18 protein-coding genes and 1 pseudogene are annotated in these 26,676 nt (G+C 69.9%); 9 read left to right on the plus strand and 10 right to left on the minus strand.

The annotated features are described in order from the left end of the window. Positions 1-3 precede the first annotated feature (3 nt). Both J4H86_RS07810 and hflX read right to left on the minus strand, forming a co-directional pair. Complete coding sequence (locus J4H86_RS07810; protein WP_236542837.1) at positions 4-1,212, minus strand: amidohydrolase family protein; 1,209 nt, start codon at positions 1,210-1,212, stop codon at positions 4-6. Between the two features lie 464 nt (positions 1,213-1,676). Further along, positions 1,677-3,110, minus strand: coding sequence for a GTPase HflX (gene hflX, locus J4H86_RS07815; protein ID WP_236543943.1), 1,434 nt, complete (start codon positions 3,108-3,110; stop codon positions 1,677-1,679). A 228-nt stretch (positions 3,111-3,338) separates the two neighbouring features. On the opposite strand from hflX, the gene aceB reads away from it, so the two are divergent. From aceB to J4H86_RS07835, 4 genes are all read left to right on the plus strand, one after another. Then, a complete protein-coding gene (gene aceB, locus J4H86_RS07820; protein ID WP_236542838.1) occupies positions 3,339-4,940 on the plus strand; it encodes a malate synthase A in 1,602 nt (533 codons plus the stop codon). A 62-nt stretch (positions 4,941-5,002) separates the two neighbouring features. After that, complete coding sequence (locus J4H86_RS07825; protein ID WP_236542839.1) at positions 5,003-6,466, plus strand: FAD-binding oxidoreductase; 1,464 nt, start codon at positions 5,003-5,005, stop codon at positions 6,464-6,466. 373 nt (positions 6,467-6,839) lie between these two features. Beyond that, complete coding sequence (locus J4H86_RS07830; RefSeq protein ID WP_236542840.1) at positions 6,840-7,832, plus strand: FAD-binding oxidoreductase; 993 nt, start codon at positions 6,840-6,842, stop codon at positions 7,830-7,832. A 40-nt stretch (positions 7,833-7,872) separates the two neighbouring features. Then, complete coding sequence (locus J4H86_RS07835) at positions 7,873-9,207, plus strand: (Fe-S)-binding protein (protein ID WP_236542841.1); 1,335 nt, start codon at positions 7,873-7,875, stop codon at positions 9,205-9,207. A 43-nt stretch (positions 9,208-9,250) separates the two neighbouring features. Here J4H86_RS07835 and J4H86_RS07840 read toward each other — a convergent pair whose 3' ends face one another. The 3 genes from J4H86_RS07840 to dapF form a co-directional block, all read right to left on the minus strand. Next, positions 9,251-10,894, minus strand: a complete 1,644-nt coding sequence (locus tag J4H86_RS07840) for an ABC transporter family substrate-binding protein (RefSeq protein ID WP_236542842.1) — start codon at positions 10,892-10,894, stop codon at positions 9,251-9,253. A 150-nt stretch (positions 10,895-11,044) separates the two neighbouring features. Further along, a complete protein-coding gene (locus J4H86_RS07845; RefSeq protein ID WP_236542843.1) occupies positions 11,045-12,022 on the minus strand; it encodes an ABC transporter permease in 978 nt (325 codons plus the stop codon). Positions 12,023-12,326: 304 nt separating this feature from the next. Next, positions 12,327-13,130, minus strand: coding sequence for a diaminopimelate epimerase (gene dapF / locus J4H86_RS07850; protein WP_236542844.1), 804 nt, complete (start codon positions 13,128-13,130; stop codon positions 12,327-12,329). Positions 13,131-13,233: 103 nt separating this feature from the next. Here dapF and miaA point away from each other — a divergent pair, with 103 nt between their 5' ends. Further along, a complete protein-coding gene (gene miaA / locus J4H86_RS07855; protein ID WP_236542845.1) occupies positions 13,234-14,160 on the plus strand; it encodes a tRNA (adenosine(37)-N6)-dimethylallyltransferase MiaA in 927 nt (308 codons plus the stop codon). 41 nt (positions 14,161-14,201) lie between these two features. Here miaA and J4H86_RS07860 read toward each other — a convergent pair whose 3' ends face one another. Together J4H86_RS07860 and J4H86_RS07865 are read right to left on the minus strand one after the other, a co-directional pair. Continuing rightward, the gene (locus J4H86_RS07860; RefSeq protein ID WP_236542846.1) at positions 14,202-15,056 is read right to left on the minus strand and encodes an alpha/beta fold hydrolase; all 855 of its coding nucleotides are present in this window, start codon (positions 15,054-15,056) and stop codon (positions 14,202-14,204) included. 94 nt (positions 15,057-15,150) lie between these two features. After that, positions 15,151-15,693: a GbsR/MarR family transcriptional regulator gene (locus J4H86_RS07865; protein WP_236542847.1), complete on the minus strand. Its 543-nt coding sequence runs from the start codon at positions 15,691-15,693 to the stop codon at positions 15,151-15,153. Positions 15,694-15,874: 181 nt separating this feature from the next. Between J4H86_RS07865 and J4H86_RS07870 the strand changes: the two genes are divergently transcribed. Further along, the gene (locus tag J4H86_RS07870) at positions 15,875-16,231 is read left to right on the plus strand and encodes a hypothetical protein (protein ID WP_236542848.1); all 357 of its coding nucleotides are present in this window, start codon (positions 15,875-15,877) and stop codon (positions 16,229-16,231) included. A gap of 21 nt (positions 16,232-16,252) precedes the next feature. Here J4H86_RS07870 and J4H86_RS07875 read toward each other — a convergent pair whose 3' ends face one another. Together J4H86_RS07875 and miaB are read right to left on the minus strand one after the other, a co-directional pair. Then, positions 16,253-16,879 carry a class III extradiol ring-cleavage dioxygenase family protein gene (locus J4H86_RS07875; protein WP_236542849.1) on the minus strand — a complete coding sequence of 209 codons (627 nt, stop codon included), beginning with the start codon at positions 16,877-16,879 and terminating at the stop codon, positions 16,253-16,255. A 20-nt stretch (positions 16,880-16,899) separates the two neighbouring features. Then, complete coding sequence (gene miaB / locus J4H86_RS07880; protein WP_269134577.1) at positions 16,900-18,354, minus strand: tRNA (N6-isopentenyl adenosine(37)-C2)-methylthiotransferase MiaB; 1,455 nt, start codon at positions 18,352-18,354, stop codon at positions 16,900-16,902. A gap of 328 nt (positions 18,355-18,682) precedes the next feature. On the opposite strand from miaB, the gene J4H86_RS07885 reads away from it, so the two are divergent. The 3 genes from J4H86_RS07885 (at position 18,683) to J4H86_RS07895 (ending at position 25,075) form a co-directional block, all read left to right on the plus strand. Beyond that, on the plus strand, positions 18,683-19,687 hold the full coding sequence (locus J4H86_RS07885; RefSeq protein ID WP_236542850.1) for a TAXI family TRAP transporter solute-binding subunit: 1,005 nt from the start codon (positions 18,683-18,685) through the stop codon (positions 19,685-19,687). Between the two features lie 126 nt (positions 19,688-19,813). Then, a complete protein-coding gene (locus J4H86_RS07890; RefSeq protein ID WP_236542851.1) occupies positions 19,814-22,759 on the plus strand; it encodes a TRAP transporter permease in 2,946 nt (981 codons plus the stop codon). A 237-nt stretch (positions 22,760-22,996) separates the two neighbouring features. Then, on the plus strand, positions 22,997-25,075 hold the full coding sequence (locus J4H86_RS07895) for a S9 family peptidase (protein WP_394356462.1): 2,079 nt from the start codon (positions 22,997-22,999) through the stop codon (positions 25,073-25,075). A 56-nt stretch (positions 25,076-25,131) separates the two neighbouring features. On the opposite strand, the pseudogene rny reads toward J4H86_RS07895, so the two are convergent. Then, positions 25,132-26,445: pseudogene (gene rny / locus J4H86_RS07900) on the minus strand (ribonuclease Y); the annotation flags it as partial. Positions 26,446-26,676 lie beyond the last annotated feature (231 nt).

Raw genomic sequence — 26,676 nt, forward strand, 5'->3', positions numbered from 1 at the left:
CGATCACCGGATCTCCGCGCCACCACGCCAGATCTTGGAGGGCTTGAGCGGGTAGGACCAGGCGAACGCGCCCTCATGGTCGGCGTCCCACAGCACGAGGTCGGCGTAACAGCCGGGCGCCAGCACCCCACGATCCGCACACCCGAGCGCCTGCGCGCCGCTCGCCGTGGCGGCGCGCAGCGCCTCCACCACGGTCATGTCGAACATCGCCACGGCCAGGCCGATCGCGAGGGCGACGGAGTTGGCACCGCTCACACCGGGGTTGTGGTCGGTTCCCAGCGCCACCGGGACGCCATGGTCCAACAGAGCCCGGACGGGTGGGGTCCTGCCGCTGGCCAGGATCGACGGCGGGCACACCACCCCGGGCGTCCTGCTGTCGGCCAGCGCCCGGATGTCGTCCTCACCGCAGTCGTGCTGAAGATCCACAGAGGAGCAGCGAAGCTGGGCGGCCATCCGGACCGTACCGAAGCGGGGTTTGGCACAGGCGTGCATCCGCGTCCGCAGGCCGGCCGCCTGCCCGCTGGACAGCAGCCATTGGGTGTCCTCGGCGGTGAACTGGTGATTGTCGCAGTACACGTCGACACTGTCCGCGCCGGCCGCGCCCGCGTCGTCCAGCCACGAGCCCACGGCCTTGACGTAGTCCGCCGGTCGACCGAAGTACTCCGGCGGGACGCTGTGCGCCGCGAAGAACGTGACGTGCAGCCGTGGCATCCCCGGCTCCTGCTCCAGCGAACGCAACAGACGCACGTCGGCGAGCTCGCCGTCCCGCGTGAGGTGGTAGCCGGTCTTGGCCTCGACCGTGGTGGTGCCGGCCAGCAGCCAGTGCCGCAGCCGTTCCCGCACCGCGTTGCAGAGGGTCCAGGGGTCGGTCCCACGGGTGACGGTGACAGTGGAGGACACTCCCCCGCCCGCCGCGGTGATCTCCGACTCCGACGCGCCGCTGGCGCGCAACGCGAGTTCGGCGTAGCGGTTCCCGGCGTAGACGGGGTGGGTGTGGGCGTCGATCAATCCGGGCGTCACCAGTCCGCCGCTGAGGTTCTCCACCTGGTCGACGTCGACGATGTCGCTGAGGACACCGGGAAGATGCGCGGGAAGGTTGGCTCCGGACCCCACCCAGGCCACCCGATCACCGTCGAGAATCACCGCCGCGTTGCTCACCATGTCGGTCCCGGTCCAGAGCCGGCCGATATTCGTCAGCAACGTGACCGTCATCGCATCCCCACACCCGAGTCAGAACAACGGGCAGCTATCCCCGTTCGCGGTAACAGCGGCACTCCACGCCCACATCGGGCCCGCCGCCCGTCTCCGCGGGCGGCTCCCGCGAAGCCCCAATCGTCCGAACTGTCCGAGACGCTCCCACCGGACGGGCCACTGTTGGGTTGTGCTGCGCAACGGTCTCACGGGACACGTGGACAACGAGTGGGTCACCAACGGTAGTTCATGCCACAGGCCATGTACAGCTCGCTATCCGAAACACGGGCGAGTGTCGTCGCGACCTCGTGGGCGGCGTTCGCCGTCACCGGCGGAAACCCACACCCATCCGATCGTGGTCGGGGGAAAACACCAACCGGTACCTCGGCCGGGGTCGGCGTCGCCGCGGCGCCGAAACCACGAGGGGCGTCGAGGGCCGGGTGGCCCTCGACGCCCCTCGTCGATCGTTGTCGCGGTGGCGACCGTCAGACGCCCACGGCGGCCGGTGCGACCGCGACCGACTCGAGCTTGCCGGCGAGCGACTCCGGCACCTCGGCCCGCAACGCGGTACCGGCGCTGGTGTGTTCCTGGGAGAGGATCCGCCCCTCCTCGTACACCCGGGAGAGCAGATCGCCCCGCGCGTAGGGAACCACGAGGTCGACCTCGCGCATCAGGCGGGGCAGCGTTTCCGCCACCACCCGAGCCAGGTCCTCGACGCCGACCCCGGTGCGGGCGGACACCTCCACGGCCCCGGGCTCCTGCACCCGCAACGCCTTGAGAACCGTCTCCTCGGCGGCGTCGGCCTTGTTCAGGGCGACGACCTCGGGGATCTTGTCCGCGCCGATCTCGGCCAGGACCTCACGCACCGCCGCCAGTTGTCCGGCGGGGTCGGGGTCGGAGGCGTCGACGACGTGCAGGACGACGTCGGCGTCGGAGACCTCCTCCAGGGTGGAGCGGAACGCCTCCACCAACTGGTGTGGGAGGTGCCGCACGAAGCCGACGGTGTCACTGAGCGTGTAGGCGCGACCGTCCTCGGTCTTGGCTTGGCGCACGGTGGGATCAAGCGTCGCGAACAGCGCGTCCTCGACGAGAACTCCGGCGTCGGTGAGACTGTTCAGCAGGCTCGACTTGCCGGCGTTGGTGTATCCAGCGATGGCCACCGCCGGCACCTCGCGGGTTTGGCGACGGTCCCGCCGCACGTCCCGAGCGGTCGCCATACGTGCGAGCTCTCGGCGTAGTTTCGCCACTCTCGACGTGATGCGCCGCCGGTCGGTCTCCAGTTTCGTCTCACCGGGACCGCGCAGGCCCACGCCGCCGTTCGCACCGCCGGCCTGACCACCGGCCTGCCGGGACAGGGCGGAGCCCCAGCCACGCAGCCGGGGCAGGAGGTAGTTGAGCTGAGCCAGCTCGACCTGCGCCTTGCCCTCACGGCTGCTCGCGTGTTGGGCGAAGATGTCGAGAATGAGCGCGGTCCTGTCGATGACCTTGACCTTGACCAGTTCCTCGAGCTGGCGGAGCTGGCCCGGGGCCAACTCACCGTCGACGACGACGGTGTCCGCGCCGGTGGCCGCGACCACCTCGGTGAGTTCCTCGACCTTGCCACGCCCGATGTAGGTCGCCGGGTCGGGCTTGGCGCGTCGCTGGGTCAGCCCCTCGAGCACCATCGCGCCGGCGGTCTCGGCCAGAGCCTTCAGCTCCAACAGGGAGTTGTCGGCGTCGACCTGGGTTCCCGAGGTCCACACGCCGACGAGCACGACCCGTTCCAGCCGCAGCGACCGGTACTCGACCTCGGTGACGTCGGTCAGTTCGGTGGAGATCCCCACCACGCGACGCAGCGCGTGCCGCTCCGCGAGCTGAAGTTCGCCCCGATCCGGCTCGGCGTCCGGGAAACGGATGTCGTTCGTATCAGTCTGATTCAGTGCCTTGTCCCCTTTCAACACTGCCAATCGTTCGAACACGGCCCGCACCGGGATTGTTCCCTGTGATCGTGCCACGCCCACACCGATAAGAACACCGTTTTTTTCTGGAAGCGCACATCGCGTCGTCGAGTCCGGCCCGACGCGTTGACCCGTCGCACATTCCCGGTCTAGCGTATTCCATATAACAGAACCTACTTCCGGATTACGAAAATTGGAAGGTCAACTGGTATGAGCGGCAGCACTGGGGTCGAGGTCACCGGCCCACTCAACGACCGGTTCGACGAGATCCTCACCGAGGACGCCCTGCGACTGGTCGCGGATCTCCACCGCACCTTCGACGAACGGCGCCGTGAACTCCTCGGTCACCGCGAACGCCGCCAGGCCGCCGTGGCCGCCGGCTCCGATCTGGACTTTCTTCCCGAGACGGCGTGGATCCGGGACGACCCGACCTGGCGGGTCGCCGAGCCCGCCCCCGGCATCACCGACCGCCGGGTCGAGATCACCGGGCCCACGGACAAGAAGATGACCATCAACGCGCTGAACTCGGGCGCGAAGGTGTGGTTGGCCGATTTCGAGGACGCCAACACGCCGCTCTGGGAGAACATGATCGGCGGCCAGCTCAACCTCCGGGACGCACTGGACCGCGCCATCGACTTCACGACCGGCGCGAAGTCCTACACCCTCGGCGACGACGACACACTGGCCACCATCGTGGTCCGTCCCCGGGGCTGGCATCTGGACGAGAAGCACATCCTCGTTGACGGACAACGTGTCTCCGGCGGCATCGTCGACTTCGCGCTGTACTTCCACCACTGCGCCCGGCGCCAGCTCGACAAGGGCCGCGGCCCCTACTTCTACCTGCCGAAGATGGAGAGCCACCTCGAGGCCCGCCTGTGGAACGACGTCTTCGTGCGGGCCCAGGAGAGCGAGGGCATCCCCCGCGGCACCATCCGCGCCACCTGCCTGATCGAGACCATCCCGGCCGCGTTCGAGATGGAGGAGATCCTGTACGAGCTGCGGGAGCACTCCGCCGGCCTCAACGCGGGGCGGTGGGACTACCTCTTCAGCATCATCAAGACGTTCCGCGACCGCGGCGACGACTATCTCCTGCCCGAGCGCAACGCCGTCACCATGACCGCTCCGTTCATGCGGTCCTACACCGAGCTCCTCGTGCGGACCTGCCATAAGAGGGGCGCCCACGCCATCGGTGGGATGGCGGCCTTCATCCCCAGCCGTCGTGACCCGGGGGTGAACGAGGTCGCGATGGCCAAGGTCCGCGACGACAAGACCCGCGAGTCCACCGACGGGTTCGACGGTTCCTGGGTCGCCCACCCCGACCTCGTGCCCCTGTGCCGGGAGATCTTCGACGGGGTGTTGGGTGAACGGCCGAACCAGATCGAACGCACCCGCGACGACGTCGTGGTGTCCCCACGCGACCTCGTCGCGATCGCCGGGACCCCGGGGGGGATCTCCGAGGCCGGGCTCCGGAACAACATCAGTGTCGGCCTTCAGTATCTGGCGGCGTGGCTCGGTGGCAACGGAGCCGTCGCGATCTTCAACCTGATGGAGGACGCGGCGACCGCGGAGATCTCCCGGTCCCAGATCTGGCAGTGGCTGCGCAACGGGGTCACCCTGGACGACGGCCCCGAGGTCACCCCGGACCTGGTCGAGCGCCTCATCGAGGAAGAACTGGACCGCGTTCGGACCGACGCCGGCGAGACGTTCGACGAGCGACGCTTCGCCCAGGCGGTCGAACTCTTCAAGGAGGTCGCGCTCGCGAAGGACTACGTCGACTTCCTCACCCTGCCCGCGTATGAGTCAATGCCGTAGTGAGGGCGCCGTGGAGTAGCGTCGCGGGAGTGCCTTCGCACCGACCCGAGAGGAGCGGACCGATGGGTGACGATGTCAGCGGACTCCTTCCGCGACTGCGTGAGATCTGCGGGGAGGAACACGTCATCACCGACGAGTCCCGACGCCGCACCTACGACCGCGACGGACTCACGTACCATTCGGCCGTCCCCGGTGTCGTCGTACTGCCGGACACCACGGCACAGGTCGCCTCGGTCGTACGCCTGTGCGCCGACCACGGCGTTCCGTTCGTGCCACGTGGGTCGGGCACCGGACTGTCCGCCGGGGCCCTGCCCGTACCGGACGGCGTGCTCATCGTCACCTCGCGGATGCGCCGCATCCGCGAGGTCGACATCGTCAACGAGCGCGCCGTCGTCGAGCCCGGGGTCTTCAACCTGGACATCACCCGGGCCGCCGAACCGGACGGCTACTACTTCGCGCCCGACCCCTCGAGTCAGCAGGTCTGTTCCATCGGCGGCAACGTCGCGGAGAACTCGGGCGGCGCCCACTGCCTCAAGTACGGGTTCACCGTCAACCACGTCACCGGGCTGGAGATCGTCACGCCCGAAGGCGACGTCGTCCAGCTCGGGGGCAAGGCGCCCGACGCTCCCGGCTACGACCTGCTGGGGGCGTTCATCGGCTCCGAGGGGACTCTCGGCATCGCCACCGCCGTCACCGTTCGGCTGGTGCGCGCCCCCGAGCGGGTCAGCACGCTGTTGGCCGCGTTCACCACGATGGACGCCGGCGGCGCGGCGGTATCCGCCATCATCGCCTCAGGGATGCTACCGGCCGCGATCGAGATGATGGACGAACTCGCCATCTCCGCCGCGGAGTCGGCGGTCGCCTGCGGCTACCCCGACGGGGCGGGAGCCGTTCTCATCGTCGAGCTCGACGGCTCCGGCGCCGACGTGGACGCCATGTTCGACACCGTCAGCGAACTGTGTCGCGACGCCGGCGCCTTCGAGATCCGCACCGCCAGCGACGCCGACGAACGCACCCGGATCTGGAAGGGCCGCAAGTCGGCGTTCGCGGCGATGGGACGCATCAGTCCCGCCTACATCGTGCAGGACGGGGTGGTTCCCCGCTCCTCCCTGTCGGAGGTTCTCGCCCGGATATCCGACCTCTCGGCCGAGACCGGCATCGCGGTCGCGAACGTGTTCCACGCGGGGGACGGCAACCTGCACCCCCTGGTCCTGTTCGACGACGCCGACGAGACCGCGACCGAACTCGCCGCCGAGGTCTCCGGAGCCATCCTCGACCTGTGTGTGGACCACGGGGGATCCATCACCGGGGAACACGGTGTGGGAGTCGACAAGGCGTGCCGGATGCCCAAGATGTTCTCGCCGGACGATCTGGAGACCATGGACCTCTTCCGGCACGCGTTCGACCCCCAGGGCATCGCCAACCCCGACAAACTGCTCCCGACGCCCCGGCTCTGCGGGGAGGCACCCGGTGTACGCAAGGGAGTCCATCCGCTCGTCAGCGAAGGCAAGGCCGAACAGTTCTAGGGGACGCCCGAACGTCGCGTTGGGTGGACCGCCCCCGGCGCGCCCTCCCGTGCGACAGTGAGAGACGTCCCCCACTCCGACCCACACAGTCGTCCAGCCCAGTCGAAACACCCGACCAGACCGTCACCCGGTCGGGACGTCCCAGAGAGGCGAGCATCGATGGCCCCACGACCCAGCGCGATCCCCCGCGGTCCCGACTGGCTCGCCGGCGCCGAAGCGGTCACGCCGGACAGCACCGACGCGGTCAGCGAGATCCTCGCCGCGTCGGCGTCCGACGGGCGCGCCGTCGTCACCCGCGGCAACGGAACGAAGATCGACTGGGGCGACCCCCGATCGATGCGACCTCGTCCTGGACACCACCCGCCTCACCGCGGTGGACCACGCCGCCAGCGACCTCGTCGTAGAGGTGGACGCCGGGGTGACACTCGAGCACCTCCAGGACACCCTGGCGCGTCGTGGACAACGGCTCACCGCGGATCCGCCGGTTCCGGGCGGAACGGTCGGGGGAATGGTCGCGACCGGACTCAGTGGCCCCACGCGACTCGCCCACGGGGCGGTCCGGGACCTGATCATCGGGATGACCGTGGTGCGTGCCGACGGCGTGGTGGCCCGGACCGGCGGCCGTGTGGTGAAGAACGTGGCGGGCTACGACCTCGGCAAGCTCCACACCGGCGCACTGGGCACCCTGGGCGTCGTCACCTCGGTCACGTTCCGCCTGCACCCGCTGCCAGAAGCACGGCGTGTGGTCACCGCGACCGCCACCGCGCACTCCACCGTCGGGCGATGGCTCCGCGGGATCCGTCGCTCGCAGGCCGTTCCCGCCGCGGTGGAGATCGACACCGACCTGGCGACTCCCACCTCCGTCGCGGTACAGGTCCTCGTCGAGGGCGCCGAGGGGGGCATCGACGCGCGGGCCGAGGCCCTGGCCCTAGAGATGACCGACGCGCGCGTCACCGACACGCTGCCCGATGGCTGGGCTCGGCTCCCCGGGGAGGAGTCCGACACACTCCTGCGGCTGACGGTTCCGCCCGACGAGACCACCGCGGCGGCGCAGACTCTGGCGGACCTGTGCCGCTCCGTGGGGGCCACCGCCCGGCTGCGGGGGTCGGCCGGGGCCGGCACGCTGCACGCCGCGCTGGCCAACGACACACCGCACGACCATGTGCGATGGCTCGTGGACCGTCTCCGTCAGGAGCTGGACGCGCGTGGCGGCCACGTCACCGTACTCCGCCCCAGCGCCTCGGCCCGCGCTGGTGGCCTCGACCTGTGGGGGGAGATCCCCGGTCTGGACCTGATGCGATCCGTCAAGCGACGGTTCGACCCCGAACGTCGTCTCGCCCCCGGCCGTTTCGCCGGGGGGATCTGATTCCGGCCCGTCCATCACCGCGTCGAACAGCGAGCACACCATGAACGAGAGCCAGCCAGCCGACAGTCCGATCGACGCCGCAGCCACACGTCCCTTCGCCGACCTGCTCAACGACTGTGTCCACTGTGGATTCTGTCTGTCGACCTGTCCCACCTACGTGCTGTGGGGCGAGGAGATGGACTCCCCTCGGGGCCGTATCCAGCTCATGGGGCAGGCGGAGGAGGCCTCCGAGGTTCCCGCCGCCGCGGTTCCGCACTTCGACAACTGTCTGGGGTGTCTCGCGTGTGTCACGTCGTGCCCGTCCGGGGTGCGCTACGACGCGCTCCTGGAGAACACGCGGGCACGGGTGGAACGGGAGCATCCCCGTGGCGTGTCGGAACGCCTCCTACGCTCGATGATCTTCGCGCTGTTTCCCCACCGGGCGCGGCTCAACGCGATGCGTGGCCCGCTGCGCGCCTACCAGAGGTCCGGCCTCTCCCGGGTGCTGCGCCGCAGTGGGCTCCTGGACCGTGTCTCCCCCGCGCTGTCGGCGATGGAACGCATCAACCCGCCGATCCGCGGCGCCGCCCGCCTTCCCGAGCGCGTGTCCTCGGTCGGCCGACGCCGCGCCGTGGTCGGCATGTTGACCGGTTGCGTCCAGGGCGCGTTCTTCCCACAGGTCAACAACGCCACCGCACGGGTACTGGCGATGGAGGGCTGTGATGTCGTCATCCCACGCTCCCAGGGCTGCTGCGGGGCTCTGTCCGCCCACGCGGGCCGCGCCGAGGAGGCCGCGCGGCTCGCCCGCTCCACCCTGGAGACGTTCACGCGGGCCGGAGTCGACACGGTGATCGTGAACTCCGCGGGCTGTGGCAGCAGCATGAAGCACTACGCCGAGGTGCTGAACAACGCCGCCGGGGGCGCGAGCGCTCGGGAGCTCCGCCGCGTCGCCGAGTTCAGTGGGAAGGTGCGTGACGTGACCGAGTTCCTCGCCGACCTCGGCCCGAGCGCCGCCCGTCGTCCTCTGCCCGTCAACGCGGCCTACCACGACGCGTGCCACCTGGCCCACGGTCAGGGGGTGACCTCCGCTCCCCGTGCGCTGCTTCGCGGCATTCCGGAACTGCGGTTGTCCGACCTCCCCAACAAGGACGTGTGCTGTGGGTCGGCCGGCATCTACAACCTGCTGCGGCCCGAGCCAGCACGGGAACTCGGTGACCGGAAGGCCGACGACGTCACCGCGACCGGGGCCGAACTGTTGATCGCCGGCAACCCGGGCTGCTCCATGCAGATCGCCGCGTCGCTCTCGGACAAGGGACGAACGATTCAGGTCGCGCACACGATCCAGGTTCTCGACGCCTCGCTGCGGGGTCTCCCGCCGAGCTCCCTTCGGGGGTGAGGCCGTCCACCATGAACGGCGGCGCGTTCCCGGGCGATAGGGGTCACGTGTCGTCTGGCGCGGCCACGTAGCCGATGTCGGCGTGCCGCAGGCTTCCCAGACCCGTCGCCCCGAGGTTGGCGACGTCGTCGCGGACCGCCACGAGCTGTGGTCGTTGGTAAAGCGGCAGCGTGTGGCCGTTCTCCCAGAGCAACCGGTCCGCTTCGTTGATGAGCTCGGTGGACTGGTCAGGGTCGAGCGTGGCCAACGCGGCGTCGAGGTTCTCGTCGATCGCCGGGTCACCGATCTTGCTCACGTTGCCCGCCCAGTCGCCGTCCCACTGCTCGGCCCACTGGTAGCGCGTCGCCGTCACCGGGAATGCCCCCGGGGCGTAGTTGAACGCGACGAGGTCGTAGTTCCCTGGGAACACGTAGGTGGAGAAAAGCTCGTCCCCCGAGACCTCCTCCACCAGCACCTCGACCCCGATCTCCTCGAGCATGTCGCGGATCAGGGCCGCCTCGTCGCGCCCGGCCGCGTGACCACGCGGCACGACCATGCGCAGCGTCAGCGTCTCACCGTCGCGCACCCGCACGCCCTCACCGGACTCCGGCCGCGGCCACCCCGCGTCGTCCAGGAGCGCGGACGCGGCGTCCGGATCGTACTCACTCAGGTCGCCGGAGTTGTCGGCGTAACCGGGACGATTGGGGAGGAGCAGCCGGTTGTTGAGCATCTCCACTGGCCAGCCGATCCCCCCGAGCGCGGCGTCGGCCAGCGCGCGTCGGTCGACGCCGTGGAAGATCGCCTGGCGGACACGGACGTCGGAGAGCGCCGGTGCCGCGCCGTTGAGGGTGAGGTGGCGGTAGGCCTGGCCCGGGGCCGCGCGTACCTCACCGTCGGCCGCGCCGTGGGTCCGAAGGAACGAGCTGGTCTCGGTGGGGACGGTGAAGACGTCGATGCCGCCCTCCAGGAACGCTCCCTCGAACGCGCCGGTCTCCAGGGCCCGATAGGTGATCCCGTCCAACATCGCCGGCTCGCCCCACCAGTCGTCGTCGCGGGTCACCGTGACCGTCCGCGCGGTGGGGTCGATATTGTCCAACGTGAACGGGCCCGCCGTCACCGGGATGGTCTCCCGGAAGTCCTCGTTGAACGCGTCGGGGTCCGACGTCGTCTCCGCCGGGAGCAACGGATAGAACAGCGAAGCGTACTCGGAGTACGGCTCGTCGAACACGACCACGACTTCGAACTGGTTCTCCCCCGGCGCCACCTCGGCGATCCGGTCGTAGCCGACGGGGCTCACCATGTGAAACCGTTGGTCGTCCCCGCCGAGCGCCGTCGCCAGCGCCGCGTAGTCACGCCAGGTGATCGGGTCCCCGGTCGACCAGCGCGCCTCCGGGTTCAGGCTCAGGCGCAACGTCTGGCGCTCGTCCACGGACACCGAGTAGTCCACCACGTAGTCGGGGTCCGGGTGGGGCGTGCCACCGGAGTCGAGGACGAAGGGGCTGGGCATCAGGCCCTCCAGCACGGTGGTGACCGTCTCCACGTTGCCCTGCGGATGGTAGGGGTTCCACTGCGTCGGCAGCTCGGTGATGCCCCACCGGAGGGTGCCCCCCTGCCGCAGGTCCTCGCGGGGCATCGGGTTGAGGTCGGACTCGACGGACGCGGCTCGCGAATCCAGGAGGGGGACGTCCTGGCAGGCGACGAGCGTCACCAACGTCAATAAGACCGCCGCGCACGTAACGGAGCTCCGCCCCCGCTGTCCCACCACGACCTGCCCCCACCGTGTCCACAGCGAACCGACGTGGGTGTCACCCTAGTGCAGCGATACCCGACATCGCAGCTAAACCGGGAAGAAACGGAATCAGTTCTCCCTGATCCGGGGATCCAGGGCGCCGTGCGCCATGTCGCCCGCGAACGACACCAAGACCACCGCCGCCGCGGTCAGACACCCCACGGCCGCCACGGAGTTCACGTCCCCGCTGCTGATGGAGTCGATGAGATAGGCACCCACGCCGTGCCAACCGAAAACAGTCTCCGCGAAAACCACGCCGGTGAACAGACCCGCCAGGGTCAGCCCCGCGAAGGTGAACAGCGGAAGCAACGCGACCCGTAGGGCGTGCCGGACCAGCGCTCGCCGGTGTGTCAGGCCTCGGCCCCGTGCGCCGCGCACGTACTCCGACTCTGCCGCGTCGGCCAACAGTCCGCGCTGGTAGCGCGCCAACAACGCCGCCACCGGCAGCGCGACCGTGAGGGTGGGCAGCACGAGATGCTGGACCCGGTCGAGGAACCGCGCGGCACCCTCCAGGTCGGGTCGGAACTCACCCGTGAACCGGAAGACCTCGGCTCCGGTCGTGGCGTTGAACCACAACGCGACGTTCTCCAACGACAGTGCGACCACCACGGCCGGGACGGACAACAGCACCATCGCCCCCACCCCGGACAGTCGGTCGAACCAGCCGTCGGGCCGCAACGTCGCGGCGATCGCCGTCAGTGCCCCGCTGGCGACCCCGACCACGAACCCCAGGGTGAGGAGGCGCAGGCTCACGCCGACCCGACGCATGACCTCCTCGGTCACCTCCGCGCCGTCCCAGCTCTGTCCCAGGTCCCCCCGAAGTACGCCACTGATCCACACGGCGTAACGCTGGGCCAGGGGATCCTTGTCGTTGAGGTTGTACTCCTGCAACGTCGCGTCGACGACGTCCTCGGGCGGGGCGGGCTGTTGCGCCGCGTAGTTGCCGCGAGGGTCCAACGCCAGGCAGGCGAGCAGGTAGACCAGGCTCGCGGCGACCAGCCATAGCACCGCGTGCCCCAGTGCCTTGCGCAACAGGAACCGCCACACGTGGCCCTCCGTTCCGCGTCGACACCGAAGGGAGGGATGCCCGGGGCGGGCGACCTTCGGCGTGGGTCAGTGCTGTGCCGGGATCATGCCGTGGCGGACCGACGTCGCGCCAGGTCGGTCGCGCGTCAGATCGGCGCGGATCCCCGCAAAGGCTGATTCCCGCCGCCTCGGCCCCGTCCCGCACGACGGCGCCCGAACGGACCGAGCCTAGCGCTCATCCTCGCGCATTGGCGGGCAATTCGGGTGAATGGGGGCCGGCACGGTCCTCGGCGGGGGACTCCCACGGCTCAGGGCGGAGCGGAGGTCACAGTCGCACGTCGCCCGAGGCGACGATGACCGCCGGCCCCGTGAGGTGGGTGCCGGCCTCGGTGTCGACGTCGACCTGGCACTCCCCGCCGGGGACCCTGACTCGCCACCGCCCCGGCTCGCCGGCCGCCGCGGTCACGGCGGAGGCGACGATTCCGGTACCGCAGGACCGGGTCTCCCCCGAGCCCCGCTCGAATACGCGCATCTCCAGCAGGCCGGGCTCGAGCACGCGAAAGAACTCCACGTTCGCGCCGTCGGGGAACTGCTCGGCGTCGAGCGTGGGGGCCTGGGTCAGATCCAACCGCTCCACGGGGGCGGACGTCGCACACGCCAGGTGCGGGTTGCCCACCCACACACGCTCCCCCACCACGGGCTCCCCGGCGAGCGTGGCCGTGCCGGAACCCAACGTCCTGGCGGTGCCCATGGCGACCCGGACGGTACCGTCGTCGCGGATCTCCACCGCCCGGTCACCGGCCCGCGTGCCGACGACGAACGCGGAAGAACGCACCAGTCCCTCCTCCAGGAGGTACCTGGCGAAGACCCGCACTCCGTTTCCGCACATCTCCGCGACACTGCCGTCGGCGTTGCGGTAGTCCATGAACCACTCCGCCGCGCTGGCGGGGACGTCACTGTTTCCGGCGATGGCCTCGGTGCGCACGACGCGCAGCACACCGTCCGCGCCCAGGCCGGCCCTGCGGTCACACAACGCGACGACTCGGGACTCCGGAAGGTCGAGTTCTCCCGACGGGTCGGGGAGCACGACGAAGTCGTTCTCGGTGCCGTGGCCCTTGGCGAATCGCATGCTGATCATGGTAGGCCCTGATTCCGGTCACCGGACCGCCGCCGCGCGCCCTACGGGACGGGGCCAGCGCCGGCACGTCGCCGGGGCTGGCACACTGGTGAACGTGCGGAGAGTAGTGGGTGTCGTCGGGGCCACCACCGCGGGCAAGTCCGACCTCGCGGTGGAGTTGGCGCTGCGGCTGCGCGCCGAGGGGCAGCCCGCGGAGATCGTCAACGCCGACTCCATGCAGCTCTACCGCGGGATGGACATCGGCACGGCCAAGGTGACCCACGCCGAACGTCGCGGCGTCGCACACCACCTGCTGGGCGTCCTCGACGTCACCGAGGCCGCCGACGTCGCCACCTACCAGCGTCAGTCACGCGCCGTCATCGACCGGTTGACCAGCACCGGCACAGTCGCCATCCTGGTCGGTGGGTCCGGGCTCTACGTCCGCGCGGCGTTGGACCAACTGGAGTTCCCCGGCACCGACCCCGACCTCCGCGCCACGCTGGAGGACGAACTGGCGCGCGAGGGCTCCCAGACCTTGTACGACCGGCTCCGGCTCCAGGACCCGGAGGCCGCCGAACGCATCCTCCCGAGCAACGGCCGACGCCTCGTCCGCGCCTTGGAGGTCATCCAGCTCACCGGCCGCCCCTTCAGCGCCTCCCTGCCCCAGTACGTGTACGAGATTCCCGCCGTCCAGATCGGCGTCGACATTCCCCGCGACGCCCTGGACGACCGAGTGGAACGACGGGTCCATCGCATGTGGGAGTCCGGCCTCGTCGACGAGGTGCGTGCCCTGGAACGCGCGGGGCTGCGTCAGGGCCGCACCGCCTCCCGCGCCCTCGGCTACGCGCAGGTACTGCGACACCTGGCTGGCGAGTGCTCCGAGGATGCCGCGGTCGAGGACACCATCCTGGCCACGCGGCGTTTCGCCCGCCGCCAGGAGTCCTGGTTCCGACGCGACCCACGAATCCAGTGGGTCACCCACGACCGTCCCGACCGCGTCGAGGCCGCGCTCGAACACCTCGCGAGCCCGGCCCACGTCTGACCGAGCCGAGGGGCGGGCGCGGCGGCGACCGACCGGCGAACTCACCGCTCGGCCGCGGCGGATCCGGTGTCACGGTCGAGAAACGCGCGCACCACGTGCGAGTACTCCCGGGGGCGCTCGACCGGAACGAAGTGTCCGGCGCCCTCGATCACCTCCAACCGCCCCTGGGGGGCGATGTCGGCCGCCTCGCGTGGGTAGCGTAGGGGCACCGCCTCGTCGAGTTCCCCGTGGACGAGGAGTACGGGGCACGTGATCTCGGACAGGCGGCCGCGAAAGTCCACGCGCATGCGCCGCGGTCCGATCTCGTAGCGGTTCCAGTCGCTGAACATGTGCCCGCCGTGTGACCTCTTCCGTTCGAGCTCCTCTCCGGCGAGGTCGGCGAGCGCGTCGATGTCCTCCTCAGGCACGTAGTCGGCGAACCTCACCTCGCGGCGCACCCAACGTCGCAGGGCCTCGGGGCTCATCGCCCTGCTCACCGACCAGGAAAGCGGAGTACGGAGCGCGAGGTAGGAGAGTCCGTGCCTCGGGACCCGGTCCTGGATCCCTCCACAGGACGTGAGGACGAGAGAACGGACCCGATCCGGATGACGCAGGGTATAGCCGATGGCCGTCGTCGACCCGAGGGAGAGCCCGACGAGCGTGGCCCTCTCCAGCTCCCAGTGGTCGAGCAGTCGAGCGAGGACCTCCTCCTGCCCCCGTTGGTCGGCACGGGCGCGCCACGGCCAGCTCTGCCCGTGCTTCGGATGGTCGGGAACATAGACCCGGTGAGTGGCCGCGAGCTCCGGAGCGAGCCACCGCCAGATCCACGCCCCGTTGTCGATCCCGGCACCGTGCAACAGCACCACGGGTGATCCCGACTCTCCCTGGATCCGGTAGTGGATACGTCCCTCTGACATCTCGACGGATCCCTGGTGGGTCACCATGTCCATTCATCCCTTCACGGCGTCATGCGCGTCGGCGAAGTGAAACGCCCGTGGCCGGCGCCTCCGCTCACCTCTGGTCACCAGATCGCGGGGGGTGCGCTCGGAGGCCCCCCTGGCTCGCGACGGTGTCGTCGCCCCCGGTTCGCGCCACGTTCCCGCGGGTGGCCTCCCACCGCGCCCAGAGGGCGGGGAGCTCGGACTCGAGGAACCGGTACAGCTCGTGCACCGCCTCGAGACGGTCCCGGCGTGGGGCGGGTTGGTCGGCGAGGACGTCGAGCCCGTGCTCGATCACCTCACGGAACGCCGTTGTGCGCCCGTACCGTTCGGCGAGCATCCGGCTCCAGGCGTCCGGGTCGATTCGGAAGGACTCCTGTCGCTCCCCCCGACGACGGACTCCCCGCACGATGCCGCTCGTGGTCAGCATGCGCGTGGCGTTGCCGATCGAGCTACGGCTCGCGCCGAGGGTCTCCGCGAGCTCTGCGGCGCTCTGCTCACGTGGTTCACAGATCAGGAGCCAGCCGACGACGCGCCCCGCGATCGGGGGGAACCCCTCGTGTTCGAAGAACGTCGCGACGCGATCGGCGAAGTCGAGTTCGGATTCGGATGACATGACGCGATCATACAGTCGTTGCAGTTATGACTGCAATGACTGTGAACTGTGCGAGAACGGACACCCGGTACCGGACAATCCGGAGATCACCGGGAACCCGCCCTCCCCAGGCCGCGTCTGAGAGCTCGACCCGCTCCTCCGCCCGAGCCCGCGACGCGGCACCTGTGAAACGAGCCCCCACATGACAGACGACACCCTGATCCTGCTCACGACGCTCGGTGGACTCGCGTTGGTCGCGACGGTGTTCCTCCCCGGGCAGAGCGCGGGGTGGCGGGTGCTGTGCGGTGTGGTGGGCGCCGCGGCGCTCGTCTGGATGGGATGGGTGTACGTCGTCGGTGGGACCTACGTTCTGAGCCCCTACTTCACGTTCGTCCCGCTCCTGCTCATCGGACAGAGCCTGCGCACCATGCTGCGCGCACGCCGCGAGGATCGCCCGACGCCCGGACCCACACCCCACCACCCGGCCGCGGGAGGATCCCACCTTGGCGAAGACCAGGAACAGCGCCGCCGGCCGGGGTCGGAACACGGCCAACAGTGACGCCCGAGCGTCACGCTCCGGTCAGGGCGACGCGGCACCGTCGGCGCCCCGGCACCACGACGCGACGAAGTAGCCGACCCCGTACGGGGCCTCGTTCGCGAGGAGGGACGCGGTGTACTCCCCGCCCGCCGCGGCTCCGGCCGCCACCTGCCAGGCGGGGCGGCCCGCCACCCACAGGTCCGAGCACAGTTCGGGGTCCAACCCCGCGAGTGTCTCGACGTCCGCGCTGCCCAGGGCCTCGGCGACCCTGGCGTCGAACGCGGGGGCCCGAGTGTCCACGTAGCCGGGGGCGGACTCGCCCCGCCGGGCGCTGCCGTCGCCCAGCGCCAGGATCGCGACGCGTGGCGCCGCGCCGGCCAGGGACCGTCCCCACCGGGCGCAAGAGTCCGGTGCCTCGTCCGCTGCGACCTCCAGGTACCCGCCCACGGCGACGCCCGCCTGGCGGAGGAGCCACGCGCCGAGGGTGAGCGCGAGGGGAAGGCGCGCCGGTCCCTCATCCCCGACCCGGACGTCGACGCCGAACCCGCGCAGCGTACCCGCGGCTCGTGGTGGGTGCTCCCGCGTGTGGGCACCAGCGCCCACCACGTACACGACGTCCGGATCGGACGCGCCGAGGTCCGCGGTGACGCGGAGGCTCGCCGCACGCACGCGGGGACGCGCCGGGTGGGTCAGGCCTCGCAGCACCCTCCGGTGGGAGCGACCGGCGGTGCCCCCACGGTGGGCATGCCCAACAGGGTGCTGGCGGGCCGCGGCGTCAGGCCGTTGCGTTCCGCCCAGGCGTCACCCGCTCGGGACCGCCGCACGCCGCGGATCCCCGAGTCCGCGACCAGGTGGTGGGGTGCCGCGCGGGTGACCTCCACGGTGGCGAAGTCACCGGGTCGGGGTGCGTCCGAACCGTGGGTGGCGAAGTGCACCAGTCGGTTGTCCGGTCCTCGACCCGACATCCGCTGGGTGTCGCCATCCTTGCGGCCCTCGTTCTCCGCGACCAACACCTCGACCTCGCGCCCCAGGAGTTTCTCGTTCTCCGCCCAGGAGATGCCGTTCTGCAGCTCCACGAGCCGCTCGTAGCGTTCCTGAACGACCTCCTTGGGCACCTGCTCCTCCATCGTGGCGGCGGGGGTGCCCGGCCGCGGCGAGTACTGGAAGGTGAAGGCACCGGAGAACCGGGCCCGCTCCACCACGTGCAGGGTCTCGGCGAAGTCCTCCTCGGTCTCGCCGGGGAAACCCACGATGATGTCGGTGGTGATGGCGGCCTCGGGCATGGCCTCACGTACCCGCTCCACGATGCCGAGGAACCGCTCCTGGCGGTAGGAGCGCCGCATGGACTTGAGGATCCGACTCGATCCGGACTGCAGGGGCATGTGGAGCTGCGGCATCACGTTCGGGGTCTCGGCCATCGCCGCGATCACGTCGTCGGTGAAGTCCCGCGGGTGCGGCGAGGTGAACCGGACCCGTTCCAACCCCTCGATCTCGCCGCACGCGCGCAGCAACGACGAGAACGCCGTCCTGTCACCGAACTCGCTGCCGTAGGCGTTCACGTTCTGCCCCAGCAGTGTGACCTCGACCGCTCCCTCGTCGACTACCGCGCGGACCTCGGCCAGGACGTCGCCGGGCCGGCGGTCCTTCTCCTTGCCACGCAGTGCGGGCACGATACAGAACGTGCAGGTGTTGTTGCAGCCCACCGAAACCGAGACCCACGCCGCGTAGGCCGACTCGCGCCGGGTGGGCAGGGTGGAGGGGAACGTCTCCAGGGACTCCACGATCTCCACCTGGGCCTCGCGCCGCACCCGGGCGCGTTCCAGCAGGGTGGGCAGGGAACCGATGTTGTGCGTCCCGAACACCACGTCGACCCAGGGCGCGCGACGGGAGATCTCCCCGCGGTCCTTCTGGGCCAGGCATCCGCCCACCGCGATCTGCATCCCCGGGTGGGCGTCCTTCGTCGGACGCAGGTGCCCCAGGTTGCCGTACAGGCGGTTGTCGGCGTTCTCGCGAACGGCACAGGTGTTGAAGACGACGACGTCAGGGGTGGCATCCTCGGCCGCGGGTGCGTAGCCCGCGTCTTCGAGCAGCCCGGCGAGCCGCTCGGAGTCGTGGACGTTCATCTGGCAGCCGTAGGTGCGCACTTCGTAGGTACGACTCGGACTCACCCCACCAGGCTACGGCGTTCCCACGGTCCTGCCGCACGCTCGAGCGATTTCGGACCTGCCCGAGCCCGCGAGGCACCGAAGTCCCGCCCCACCGGACCCACCAGGCGTCATAACCATGGGTAAAAGCCCGCTTTCCCAACAGGTTCATCGTTTCCCAGTTGTAACCGACCCGGAACGCGCGATTGGCGCCACATTGCCTACTGTTTGGGCCACTGTACGGAGTCAGGTGTGATGCTGCCTGCGCGTATGTGCACATCGGGAGCGGAAGCGTTCGGTGGGCAATACGAACTTGATGGAGGAACGCATGAGGACCACTGGACAAGCCCGGGTACTGGCGGCCATGGGACTGGCTGGGGCCGTCGCGCTCACCGCCTGCCAGGCCCCCGAGGACGCCGAGGCTCCGGATGACAACGGCGAGGAGGTGACCGACCTCCGCCTCGGCACCGGATCCGTGGGCGGCACCTACTATCCGCTCGGTGGCGAGATCGCCCAGATCTGGTCGGACAACATCGACGGTGTCTCGGTCGACACCCAGGAGACGGGCGCGTCGGTCGAGAACCTGCGCAACCTCGACAACGGTGACAACGAGCTCATCATGTCCGTGAACGGCACCGCGGAGCAGGGCTTCGCTGGCACGGTGGACTTCGAGGACGAGCCACTGGAGAACCCCGACGAGATCGTCTTCCTCGGCAACATCTACCCCGAGGTCATGCAGCTCGTGGTGCGGGCGGACTCCGGCATCGAGTCGGTGGCCGACCTCGAGGACGCCGCGGTCGAGATCGGACCGGTCGGCAGCGGCACCGAGGGCCTGTCGACCCGGATCCTCGAGGCGTACGGCATCGACCCCGACTCGGGTATCGACCCCTACGACAGTGACTTCGGCGAAGCGGCCACCGCCCTCGGCGACGGCACGGTGGACGCCGCGTTCGGGATCCTCTCCGTCCCCGCGTCCGGCATCGAGGAGGCGGGCGCCAGCACCGACATCGACCTCGTCAACATCGACGGCCCCGAGGCCGACGCGCTGATGGAGGACGACCCCACGCTGAGCTCCTACGTCATCGACGGCGGAACCTACAGCGGGATCGACGACGACGTGACCGTCCTGACCAACTGGGCGTCGCTGTACGCGCGGGCCGACCTGGACGAGGACCTCGCCTACGACCTGGTGCAGGTGATGTACGAGAACCAGGGCGACATCGGCCACGCGGTCGGCGAGCAGGTCCAGCTCGACACCTCCATCGACGGGCTCGCCGAGATCCCGCTGCACCCGGGCGCGGAGCGCTACTACGAGGAACAGGGCCTTCTCTAGGCGTAGGCCAACTGTGAGGATTCTGGTGGGGCCGTCCGCGTTCGGGCGGCCCCACCAGTGCGGAGCGCCCGAACGAACGCGGCGCTCCCCCGTGCGGGCGTGCCCGCTGATGACAAGGATCGGGCGATGACAAGCGACAAGCAGGTGCGGGCCCCTGAGCCCGGTGATGGTACCCCCCAGGCCGTCACCGACCAGCCGGGGCAGCTCGACAAGGAATCCCTCAAGAGCATCGAGCAGGACCTCAAGGCGATGGAGGAGCACGAGTCGATCACCGACGACGGTGCTCCCACCGCCCCTGGTGGCGAGCTGGGAATTTGGCGCTGGGTGGTCCTGTTCGGCGGGCTCAGCCTCGCGGTCTTCCATCTCTGGACGGGCATGACGCAGGTCCTGCCCGGTCTGCAGCAACGCTCGGTCCACCTCGCCCTGGGCCTCGGACTGATCTTCCTGCTGTATCCCGCGCGCCCTCGGTCCACCCACAGCAACCACGGCGTTCCCTACGGGGCGACCATGGCCGTCTGTGCGCTGCTCGTGGGCTACATCGCCTCGGGAGCCATGGGCGACGCCTACGTATTCCTCCCGATCCCCCTCATCGGTGGGGCCGTGGCGCTACTCATCGGGCTTCTGGTGTTCGCGGTCCGTCGGTCCGACGCCGCACCGTCCCGTGCGCAGAAGGGCGCCGGATGGGCCCTGGTCGCGGGTGCCGCGCTCATCACCCTGGATCTGGTCACCAGCAACACCTACGGAATGTTCTTCTTCCTGCCGTGGCCGAGCATGCTCCTGGTCGTGGCGGCGCTGGCCGTGGCGCTGGTACTCCTGCGCACGCCGAGCCTGCTTCCCTCGTCGCTGTGGGGCAACATCACCCGGTGGGGCCCCCTGGCCACCTCGGTCCTCGTGCTGGTCTACCTCCTGGTGTCCGGCGAGGCGGGATGGGCGGTCATCGCCCCCGCCGCCGCCATCCTCGCCCTAGTCCAGGCCTCCCAGCTCGTGCCGTTCACCATCTTCGGGGTGAAGCCCGCCGACATCGTCCTCTCGGGACTCGGCCTGCTCGCCGGGCTGTACATGTTCTTCAACTACGAGGACATCGCCCGGAACCCAGGCGGCGCCACCGACCCCGGATACGTCGCCGTCGGCACTATCGGCATCCTGCTGATCCTCGTCGCCACCTACCGAGTCCTCGGTGGGGCCCTGGTCGTCCTCGCCAGCGTGATGCTGTTCTACTCCTACGCCGGACCGTCGATGCCGGGCTTCCTGCGCCACGGCGGGTTCTCCGTTGAGGGAACCATCGACAACCTCTACGTGGGCACGACCGGTGTGTTCGGCATCCCGCTGGGGATCTCCGCGACGTTCATCTTCGTGTTCATGATCTTCGCGGCCATGCTGCAGCGCACCGGGATGGAACGCTTCTTCACCGATCTCGCGCTCGGCAGCACCGGGTGGGCGACCGGCGGCACCGGCAAGGTGTCGGTCATCACCAGCGCCTTCGCGGGAACCATCACCGGTAGCTCGGTCGCCAACACCGTCAGCAACGGCGCCTTCACCATCCCGATGATGATGAAGTCCGGCTACTCCAAGGAGTACTCCGGCGGTGTCGAGGCGTCCTCGTCCACAGGTGGCCAGATCGCGCCGCCGATCATGGGCGCCGGCGCGTTCATCATGATCGAGTTCACGCAGGCCACCTACCAACAGATCCTCCAGGCCGCGATCATCCCCGCGATCTTCTTCTTCCTGTCGCAGTTCGTCGTCATCCACTACGACTCCAAACGGCTGGGCATCGGCGGCCTGCCGAAGAACATGCTGCCCAACGTGCGCAGGCTCATGGCAACCCGCGGATACCTGCTCATCCCCGTGATCGCCATCTTCGTCCTGCTCTCGATGGGCTACTCGCCGCTGCCCGCGGCCATGGGCGCGGTCGTCACCACCGTGGCGCTGAACTTCGTCGCCCAGCTCGTGGCGATGCCCTGGAGCGTCATCGACGGCCGGCTCCGGCTACGCGCCGTCGGCGAGATCGCCCGCGACTCGGTGGCCTTCGCCCTCCCCATCATCGTCGCCGGTGGTGGCGCCGTCCTCGTCGTGCAACTGATCCAGGTGTTCCTCGGTACCGCGCACCGTGGCGTGCAGGCCCTGTTCATCGCACTGCTCGTCGCGGCTCTCACGATCCTCGTCGCCGCCCTGTTCCGCAACTGGAAGCGTGACGGCGCCGACCAGCTCGACCTGCACAAGCTCCTCGACGGTCTCGTCGCCGCGTCCCGGATCGCGCTGCCGATCATCCTGGCCTGTGCCGCCGCGGGTCTCATCTCCGGCGTGATCACCACGACCGACCTCGGGCTGAAGCTCTCCTCCGGACTGCTGGGCATCGCCACGTCGATCAGCGACGTCATCGTCAGCGCCATCGGATTCCTGCCCGTCGTGGGCGGTGACCTCGCCGCGATGGCGGCCGAGGGCTCGGTCGAGCTGGTCCCACTGCTGTTCATGTCGATGCTCGCCTGTCTGATCCTGGGCATCGGCCTGCCGACGACGGCGAACTACGTCATCACCGCGACCCTCGCCGCGCCCGCCATCGTCGCGGTGCTCCAGGCCGACCTGGACTCCCCGACGCTGTCCATGCTGCTGATGGCGCACATGTTCGTGTACTACTTCGGCATCATGGCCGACATCACGCCCCCGGTCTGCCTCGCCTGCTACGCCGCGTGCGGCATCTCCGGCGGTCACCCGATCCGCACGGGGGTCCAGGCGGTACGGATCGCGGTCGCCGGGTTCGTCGTTCCGTTCATGTTCGTGATCTCGCCGCAGCTCCTGCTACAGAACGTCACCATCGCCACCGGCATCCTCGCCGGAGTGACCGGAGCGTTGGGCGTCAGCCTGGTGAGCGTGGCCGTCGCCGGCTTCATCAACCGGCCGTTGAACGTGAGCACCCGACTGTTGATCGCGGTCTCCGGACTCCTCCTGCTGCACTTCGGCTGGCTCACCGACGTCATCGGCTTCGCCATGGCCACGGTCATCTTCGCCGCGCACTACTGGAACACGCGCGGCACCCCCAAGACGGCCCACGACATGAGTAACGCCACCACATAGCTCCAGCGCACGGCCGTGGTTCCGCCTCACGACGGCGGGACCACGGCCGTCGGCCGTCCCGGCCCGGGCAATTCGACGATTCGGTCCTCTTTGCGCCACTATGGCCACGGTGGTGTGCCACCCTCACTCGGTCGTCATCGACCGCGGGTGCATCCGCACCGTCCACAGGAAGCCACGTCGTCGCACGCCGTGACGACGACGTCGCGTCACACCGCGGGAGAGGAGGAGGGCGTCCCCGTGGAGTCGCCGCAGGGACCGTCCAACAGTCACATGATCGCCCCCTATGGATCTTGGCCGTCCCCACTGGTCGCAGCGGACATCGCCGCCGGAGGCCGCCGACCGGACTTCCCCTCGATTCATGGGGAGACCGTGTGGTGGCAGGAAGTCCGTGCTCTGGAGGACGGCCGTGGCACGATCATGCGCCGCGACGTGGACGGCTCCGTCACCGAGGTCCTGCCTCCTCCCTGGTCCGCCCGCACCCGGGTACAGGAGTACGGCGGACGCTCCTACCTGCCCGTACAGCGCGACGGCGCATGGCATGTCGTCTTCAGTGAGGCAAGCGACCAGCGCCTCTACCTCCTACCGGCCGGCTCCACCCGGCCCGAGCCCCTCACCCCCGAACCGCCGAGCCCCGGCGGTGTTCGTTTCGCCGACCTCCAGGTGATGGGCGAGGACCTCGTGTGCGTACGCGAGGAGCACACGCCCGCCGTCCGCCGGTCCATCGTCACCGTCCCTCTCTCCGGTGCCGCCGCGACGGACCCCGCGCTCGTCCGAGAACTCCACTCCGGCGCCGACTTCTTCGCCAGCCCCACCCCCTCTCCCGACGGCGCCCGGCTGGCCTGGATCGCGTGGAGCCACCCCCGGATGCCATGGGACGGAACCGAGCTGCGCGTGGGCACGGTCCCCGAGACGGGCCCCCTCACCGGCGTGCGCACCCTCAAGGGCGGCATATCCGAGAGCGTCCTCGCCCCACAGTGGCGGGACTCCTCCACCCTCTACTGCCTGTCCGACTGGCCCGGATGGTGGAACCTCTACCAGGTGGGCCTCACCATGCCGGCGATGTCCCTGCACCCCGCTGAGGAGGAGTTCGCCGCTCCCCCCTGGCGGCTGGGCACCAGCCCCTACCAGGTCCTGTCCGACGGACGGATCGCGCTGCTGCACGGCGACGCCGACCTCGCCGCGGCGATCCTCGATCCGGATTCCGGTGAGCTCACGCCGATCGCGGAAGAGTACACCTCCTGGAGCACCCTCGCCAGCGACGGCACGTCCGTCGTGGGGGTCGCCGGCTCCCCCACCGTCGAGCCCAGCATCGTCCGACTGAGCCCCGAGACGGGCACCGCGGAGATCCTGCGCGGGGAGGCCGCCACCACGGATCCCAGCTACCTCCCCACTCCCGAACCGGTCGAGCTCAGCGGACGCTACGGCACCACCATCCACGCCACCATCTACCCGCCCACCAACCCCAACCACGTGGACACGGGCCCCGCACCATACGTGGTGTGGGTCCACGGCGGCCCCACCACCGCATCCACCACGGCGCTGCGGACCGAGCGCGCCTACTTCACCAGTCGCGGCATCGGCGTCGCCGAGGTCAACTACGGGGGCTCCTCAGGGTTTGGCCGTTCCTACCGCCAACGACTCAAGGGCCAGTGGGGCGTCGTCGACGTCGAGGACGCCGTGGCCGCGGCGCGGTCCCTCATCGACCGGGGAGTCGCGGACGCCGACCGCATCGCGGTCCGAGGTGGTAGCGCCGGCGGTTTCACCGCGCTCCTCGCCCTGACCGACTCCGTCTTCGCCTGCGGTGTCTCCCAGTACGGAGTGACCGACCTGCTGCGGCTCGCCCGGGAGACCCACGACTTCGAGTCGCGTTACCCCGACTCCCTGGTCGGCCCGCTGCCGGGGTACGCGGCCACCTACACCGAGCGCTCCCCCATCACCCGCGCCGGGGAGGTCTCCGTCCCCGTACTGCTGCTCCAGGGCTCGGAGGACCCCGTCGTGCCGCCGTCCCAGGCGACGGAGTTCGCCGAGGCGCTCGCCGCGAACTCCGTCCGCTACGCCTACATCGAGTTCGAGGGCGAACCCCACGGGTTCCTGCGGGCCGACAACCGCGCCCGCGCCCTGGAGGCGGAACTCGCGTTCTACGGTGAGGTCTTCGGCTTCGACCCCCCTGAGGTTCCGCCGATCACTCTCACCACGGACCCCCCACCGGCGCGCGAGCAGGAGCCGGCGGCCCCCTCCGAGCCCGAGGACTCTCCCTCCACCGGGAGTGAGCCCTTCGACGTGGAAGGCGAACGCGAGGAGGAACCCACCTCCTGACACACGCACGCCGGCACCACACCCGCGTTCGGCACGGGACGCCCGCACCGGAGGGTCTACCGCACGATCTCGATCGCGCGGGACTCACGGACCACCGTGATCCGGACCTGGCCGGTGTGGTTGTTCTCCTCCTCGACCCGCTTGGCGATGTCCCGGGCGATCACCTGGGCCTGGACATCGTCAACCTCGTCCGGGGTGACGAGGACCCGCACCTCCCGACCGGCGCGCATCGCGAACGCCTCAGTCGTCCCCGGGCTGGACAACGCCAACTCCTCCAGGCGCCGCAGCCGGCGAACGTAGACCTCGGCGCTGTCGCGGCGAGCCCCCGGCCGGCCTCCACTCATCGCGTCGGCCGCCTGCACCAACAACGCCTCGGGGCTGCGCACCTCGACCTCGTTGTGGTGCGCCTCGATCGCGTGCACCACCGCCTCGTCCTCACCCAGGCGGCGCACGACCGCCGCCCCGGCGAGCGCGTGACTGCCCGCCGCGTCATGGGGCAGCGCCTTCCCGATGTCGTGCAGCAGGGCGGCCCGCACCGACACGCGCCGGGAGACCCCCAGCTCGTCGGCCATCAACCCCGCGGCGTGGGCGGACTCCACCAGGTGAGCGAGCACGTTCTGCCCGAAGGACGTTCGATACCGGAGCCGGCCCAACAGCGACGCCAACTCCGGTGCGACGTCGTCCACCCCGGTCTCCACCAGGGCGTCGCGCCCCGCCAGCGCGCAGGACTCCTCCACCTCGCGGCCACTGGCCTCGAACAGTTCCTCGATCCGACTGGGGTGGATCCGACCGTCGACGATCAGACCCTCCAGCGTACGGCGCGCCACCTCACGTCGTACCGGATCGAAGCACGAGAGCCGCACCTCCTCCGGTGTCTCGTCGACGATGACGTTCACCCCGGTGACGGCCTCGAAGGACCGAATGTTGCGCCCCTCACGGCCGATGATCCGCCCCTTCATGTCGTCGTGCGGCAGACGCACCGTCGTCACCACCGACTCCGTGGTCTGTTCCACCGCCATTCGCTGGGCAGCCACCGCCACGATGTGCCGCGCACGCCGCTCGGCCTCGGTCCGCGCCTCCCCCTCGATTCGGCGCGCCACCACAGCCGCCTCGCGCGTCGCCTCAGTCCTGGCCTCGGCGAGCAGCCGCTCCCGGGCCTCGTCGCGGCGGAGACCCGCCACCGACTCAAGAGCGCCGCGGTGCTCCTCCGTCAGACGGGAGAGCTCCTCCTCCCGCGCCCGCAGCCGCGTCGACCGATCCTCGATCAGGCGCCCCTCCGCCGCCAGGCGCCGCATGCCCTCCTCGAGGACGGCCTCCCGCTCCGCCACCCGCTCCTCCCGGCCCGTCAACTCCGCTGTCGCAGGGGCAGACAGCCCGGACGACTGCCGGGACATGACATGAAACAGCGAACGCAGGACCGCGAGGACGCCCAGCAGGAGCGCGAGGCCGACCAGCACTCCGAGAGGGAGGGCAGTGGTGATGTGGTCCAACCCCGCCCCCTCCCGGTATCAAACCCGTGACCGCATCCTGCCGTGCGTAAGCGACGGCGAGGACACGTCGGGGTGTCACCTCGATAGGGAATTACCCAGGTGGTGTGGCTT

Origin of the sequence: Spiractinospora alimapuensis, assembly GCF_018437505.1 — a bacterium.
Classification (GTDB): domain Bacteria; phylum Actinomycetota; class Actinomycetes; order Streptosporangiales; family Streptosporangiaceae; genus Spiractinospora; species Spiractinospora alimapuensis.